We start from the raw sequence: 4,577 nt of genomic DNA, 5'->3' as shown, positions 1-4,577 counted from the left end.
TCACTGGCGCAGTGGATCGAGCCGCTCCATGCTGCCGAGGCGGTCCGGGTGGGTGTGATGGACCAACAGTTGGTGATGGAACGAACGAAGGCCGGAAAGCTGGCCTTGGAAGATGTGAAGGGATATTCCATGACCAGACAGAGGATCATTCATTCAGATGAACAGGAGCTCAAAGATTTGGATCAGTCTTTACAGGATCCGAATTCCAAACTTACTGATCAAGCGAGACAAGAGAAAGAGGAGCAGTTGCGGAGTAAGATGGAGGCGTATCAGCGACGTCTTCAAGAATTTAATCGTGAAGTTCAGCAAAAACAGCGGGAGATGGTCGTCGAATATGCGCAGAAAATCGCCGCCGCAGCGCAAGCTGTGGCGAAGAAAGAGGGATATACGGCCATCCTCGACAAAGGTAATGAGGCGCTCATCCGCATCGTGCTCTATCATCAGCCGACGCTGGACGTGACGGACTCGGTTATCAAGGAATTTGATCGGCAGAACCCGTAGAGGGTAGGACTATTCGGGACAGAGAGGAGGCAGAGCCAATGACATCGGTCGAGCCGGCTGAGATTCAGGCGTTACTCCCCCACCGGTATCCCTTCTTGCTGGTGGATCGAATCAAAGAGTTTGAACCGCACAAGCGGATTGTCGGGATCAAAAACGTGACGGTGAATGAGCCGTTCTTTCAAGGACATTTCCCCGGACGCCCTGTGATGCCGGGGGTGCTGATCATCGAGGCCATGGCTCAAGTGGCTGGGGTGCTGGCTTTCAAGTCGGGGGGGGCGGTCGGAAAAACCGTCATGTATCTGACGGGTATCGACGAGGCAAAATTCCGGCGACCAGTCGTGCCGGGCGATCAGCTCCGGTTTGAGATCGAAGTACTCAAGAAGCGTCCGCCGTTCTGGAAAATGCAAGGGAAGGCATACGTAGACAATGAGATGGTCTGTGAAGCCGTGGTGACGGCGATGGTGATGGAAGAAAAGGCGGAAGCACGATAAACGGTTCTGATCATTCCTCGATCCTTAAAACGTAAGGTCGGGTGTAAGCAAGGCAGTGTCCAGTGGTTGGCCAATGTCCGGCAATGGTTGATGTTAGTCTAAGGGGGCATGCGTGAAGATACATCCTACAGCGATCGTTCATCCAAAGGCGAGTCTCGATGGTGACGTAGAGATCGGACCATTCTGTGTAGTCGGGGAGCATGTCGCAATCGGAAAGGGAAGCCGATTGCTCTCCCATGTGACTATCGATGGATGGACGGAGATTGGGGAGCGGAACGAAGTGCACCCGTTTGCGTCGATCGGAGGGCCTCCACAACACCTGGCTTACAAAGGAGAGCCGACCAAGGTCATCATCGGCCATGACAACATTATCCGAGAGTATGTCACGATCAACCGGGGAACCGTCCAAGGTGGTGGAGTGACCTCTCTCGGGTCGAAGGGCATTCTGATGGCCTATGTGCATGTGGCGCACGATTGCCGGCTCGGCGACCATATTATTATGGCCAATGCGGCAAGCCTCGCTGGACACATCACCATCGGGAATCATTCCGTCATCGGGGGATTGACCGGCATTCTTCAGTTTGTGCGTGTCGGAGATTACGTGATGGTCGGGGGTTGTTGCGCAATTGGTCAGGACATTCCTCCATTTACGTTCGCGGCCGGCGGGTATCGCGCCCATCTGTACGGCCTCAATTCAGTCGGTTTGCAACGGCACGGCTTCTCGGTGGACCGGATCGCCTTGCTGAAGAAGGCGTTTGATCTGCTTTTCCGATCGGGCCATCGGACAGCCGAGGCGATTCGACTGGCCAAAAAGGAGTTTAAGGGACAGTCCGATGTGGCCAAGATTCTCATGTTTATGGAGGGTACCAAACGTGGAATCTCGAGAGCGGTCAGTCCCGATCTGGAGCGCGAGTTCGATCAACCAGTGTGATCTCAGTCACTATGACCCAGGCCACGCCAATAGCGGACGGTCGAATCGGGGTGATCGCCGGGAATGGGCGATTTCCGATCATCTTTGCTGATAACGCCCGCAAGATGGGACTTCAAGTCTATGCGGTGGCTCACGAGGGCGAAACCGAACCGGAACTCGAACAGCATGTCGATCGGATCCATTGGGTCAAGATCGGCCAACTCAATAAGCTGATCAACGCGTTCAAGTCCGACGGCGTCCGGAACGTGGTCATGTTGGGAGGCATCAAGAAAACTTATGTCTATAGCCATGCGCGTCCTGATTTTCGCGTGCTGGCTCTGGCCACGAAGTTGGTCTTCTGGAAGGATGATGATATCCTCCGCGCACTCGCTGCAGAACTCGAGAAGGATGGAATCACTATCTGCGAGTCGACGTTCGGCCTGGAAGGGATCTTGGTTGAGGAAGGGACACTCACGTCCCATCAACCGACCAAGAAAGAGTGGGTTGATATCCGTTATGGCTGGGACGTGGCCAAAGAGACCGGGCGTCTCGACATCGGCCAATGTGTCGTGATTAAGGATCGGGTCGTTGTGGCAGTCGAAGCGGTCGAAGGAACCGATGAAGCGATCAAGCGGGGAGGCGAACTGGCCAAGAATGGTGCTGTGGTGGTGAAGCGGAGCAAGCCTCAGCAGGATCTGCGGTTCGACCTGCCGGCCGTCGGTCCCAGGACGATCGAGATCATGCGGTCCGTCAAGGCCTCGGTGCTTGCAGTCGAAGCGGGCCGATCCGTGATGCTGGATCGTGAACTGCTGATCAGCAAAGCGGAAGACGCTAGAATCGCCGTTGTCGGCCTCGTTCGCGAAAGGGAGCCGGGCACGGGGACATGAGTTTCGGAATCTGAAGATCTGTTGATCAATTGATCTCAGAAATTCAATAAACAATCGATCAAGAGATTCCCAATTCAATCCAAGGGTGTATGGCCAAACTGCGTGCCGGTGTCATCGGGGTCGGACATCTCGGTCAACACCACGCGCGACTGTATGCCTCGTTGCCGGACTCGAGGTTGGTCGGCGTGGTCGATCATGACCATGGACGAGCTTCTCTCATCGGCAGTCAATACGGCGCGCGGGCGTTCGACGATCTACCGGATCTTTTGAAGCACGTCGATGTCGTGAGTGTTGCGGTTCCAACATCCGCGCACTATTCCGTTACCAAAGCCTGTCTCGAAGCTGGGAAGCACGTTCTGGTGGAAAAGCCGATCGCTATGCTACCGACCGAAGCGCAGGAGCTGGTGGAGTCGGCCAAGATGAATAAATGCACGTTACAAGTAGGGCATAGCGAACGGTTCAACCCGATCATGCAGATGATGCGGCCGCACATCCAACGGCCGGTGTTGTTCGAGGGCCGGCGGATGGGCGTCTACAGCGAGCGCGGCACAGACGTCGATGTCGTGTTGGACTTGATGATTCACGATCTGGATTTGGTGTTGTCCTGCAATCCCGGCCCGGTGCAAGAAGTGCGGGCCGCCGGTCTGTCGGTGCGTTCTTCCACGAGCGATGTCGCCGATGCGTATATCCAATTCGAGAGCGGGTGTGTCGCCAGTTTGACCGCGAGTCGAGTCTCATTGAAGGCGATGCGGCATATGCATCTCTTCCAACCGAATGGGTATGTATCCATAGATTTTCAATCTCGCCTGGGAGTGATCGGACGCCGATCGGTTGAGCCAGGCCGGAAACCGACGGTGGTGGTTGAAGAGGTTCAGGCCGGGGATGATGAACCCCTGAGATTACAGCTGGAGTCGTTCCTGCAGGCCATTCGCTCGCAATCATGCCCGGTCGTATCCGGCGAAGACGGGACGGCCGCCCTGGAGGTGGCGCATCGCGTGCTGTCCTCCATCACGGCGTTCGGACAGCGTAATACCTGAGGACATCATCCGCCGGTTGTTCATATCGGGTTCCTCGCGATCGCCATCATGTTTATGGTCTTGTAGATCATCATGGCCCGTATCCTGATCATCACCGGCGAAGCTTCCGGCGACCTTCACGGAGCGAATCTTGCCAAAGCGCTGAAAGCACGCGATCCTCAAGTTTCATTGGCAGGGATCGGAGGGCGTGCGATGGAGGCGGCCGGTGTGCGATTGTTGGAGGAAATGGGGCGATTCGACGTCATTGGTATGGTCGGCCCCTTCGCGTTGGTCTCGATCATACGGCGGTTTATCACGATGCGGCGGTTATTCCGATCACAACAATGGGACACGGTCGTGTTTATCGACCACCCGGGTCTCAACCTGCGCTTTGCGTATTTTGCCAAAGCGGCCGGTCTGCGGGTGGTGTACTATATCGCGCCGCAGATTTGGGCGTGGGCACCGTGGCGGATTCGTTGGATCAGACAGCGGATCGATCATGTCCTGGTCATACTTCCTTTTGAGAAGCCCATTTACGACGAAGCGGGTGTCCGGTGTACGTTTGTCGGCCATCCTATATTGGATGCCGTCGCAGGCTGCTACGATCGGACGGAGCTTCGCAGCAGATTCGGTTTCTCCGATGACGAGCGAGTGATTGCCTTGTTGCCGGGAAGCCGAGCCCATGAGGTGCAAGTATTGCTGCCCATCCTCATCGAGGCTGTAGAAAAATTGGCGCGTCGGGAACCCAAAACGAAATTTATCCTGGCGCAAG

The 4,577-nt window shown here is 55.8% G+C and carries 6 protein-coding genes; all 6 read left to right on the top strand.

Features of this window, described 5'->3' with window-relative positions; all coding sequences use genetic code 11:
* Window positions 1-501, top strand: a 501-nt coding sequence (locus ACOSYY_RS17940) for an OmpH/Skp family outer membrane protein (RefSeq protein ID WP_421664202.1), incomplete at its 5' end; no start/stop codon positions are given.
* Between the two features lie 38 nt (window positions 502-539).
* Window positions 540-992 carry a 3-hydroxyacyl-ACP dehydratase FabZ gene (gene fabZ, locus ACOSYY_RS17935; protein WP_421664201.1) on the top strand — a complete coding sequence of 151 codons (453 nt, stop codon included), beginning with the start codon at window positions 540-542 and terminating at the stop codon, window positions 990-992.
* A gap of 112 nt (window positions 993-1,104) precedes the next feature.
* Window positions 1,105-1,923, top strand: coding sequence for an acyl-ACP--UDP-N-acetylglucosamine O-acyltransferase (gene lpxA / locus ACOSYY_RS17930; protein WP_421664200.1), 819 nt, complete (start codon window positions 1,105-1,107; stop codon window positions 1,921-1,923).
* Window positions 1,920-2,789, top strand: a complete 870-nt coding sequence (gene lpxI, locus ACOSYY_RS17925; RefSeq protein WP_421664199.1) for an LpxI family protein — start codon at window positions 1,920-1,922, stop codon at window positions 2,787-2,789. The genes lpxA and lpxI overlap by 4 nt, the downstream gene beginning before the upstream one ends.
* An 89-nt stretch (window positions 2,790-2,878) precedes the next feature.
* Window positions 2,879-3,826, top strand: a complete 948-nt coding sequence (locus tag ACOSYY_RS17920; RefSeq protein WP_421664198.1) for a Gfo/Idh/MocA family protein — start codon at window positions 2,879-2,881, stop codon at window positions 3,824-3,826.
* 72 nt (window positions 3,827-3,898) lie between these two features.
* Window positions 3,899-4,577 (top strand): lipid-A-disaccharide synthase (locus ACOSYY_RS17915; RefSeq protein WP_421664197.1); only part of this gene is annotated, 679 nt, incomplete at its 3' end.

The organism is Nitrospira sp. BLG_2 (genome assembly GCF_049222245.1).
This window is presented reverse-complemented; position numbering and strand designations above follow the sequence as displayed.